Origin of the sequence: Mycobacterium sp. E136 (genome assembly GCF_001666865.1) — a bacterium.
GTDB lineage: Bacteria > Actinomycetota > Actinomycetes > Mycobacteriales > Mycobacteriaceae > Mycobacterium.
The window spans coordinates 1-654 of sequence record NZ_LZJE01000282.1 but is presented as its reverse complement, the minus strand read 5'-3'; the positions used below and the strand labels follow the sequence as shown (position 1 = coordinate 654).

Genomic DNA, 654 nt, shown 5'->3' with positions numbered 1-654 from the left:
TTCGCAAGAGACGTCAGCGTTCTGCTCAGCTCTTCCCACGCTCGAGCCTTGGGTTCCCATGCCTCGCGCGACAGTCTGCTCACTTCGCGGATGCGCCAAGGCGTGCGAAAACACGTTCTGTAGAAGGCCCAATGCGCTTCGAGCATCTCCTGCGGGTCCGGACCGAGCGCCGTCGCGCCGAGCCCTGCCGACTCGACGAACCCCACCATGTCGGGCGCTACTGCCAAATACACCTGATGTCCGCGGTGCAGCAACTCCCGGCCAACGGCAACGCAGGGCTCCACATCGCCACGACTTCCGTAGCTTGCCAGCACAAATCTCAGGGATCTGGCCATCCACTGCCCCCCTTCAAGTTGCGTGGACCAGAGAGTACATCGGGGTCGGCGGAGTCCCACGGCGACTACTGCTGGGGCGAGCCGGCCACTCCGGTGCCGCTGGCGGTGGCATGGCGTGGCCGGTCGAATTGGAACCGCGGCAGCCGTCGGCGCCATTGCGCCTCAGCAACAACAGTGAAAGGCTCCGCAAAAAAATGAGAGGGTAGGACGCGATGAAGCTTTTAATGGCCTGCTATGGGACGCGTGGTGACGTGGAACCCTGCGCCGCGGTTGGCCGTGAACTGCTGCACCGCGGGCACGAAGTGCACATGGCCGTCCC

Annotated in this window: 2 protein-coding genes; one reads left to right on the top strand and one right to left on the bottom strand. The window is 64.1% G+C overall.

Annotation, left to right across the window (positions count from 1 at the left end; genetic code table 11):
• Positions 1–335 (bottom strand): glycosyltransferase (locus A5698_RS28125; protein WP_231967453.1); only part of this gene is annotated, 335 nt, incomplete at its 3' end.
• A 212-nt stretch (positions 336–547) separates the two neighbouring features.
• Here A5698_RS28125 and A5698_RS28120 point away from each other — a divergent pair.
• On the top strand, positions 548–654 hold a 107-nt coding region (locus A5698_RS28120), incomplete at its 3' end, for a glycosyltransferase (RefSeq protein WP_156670810.1).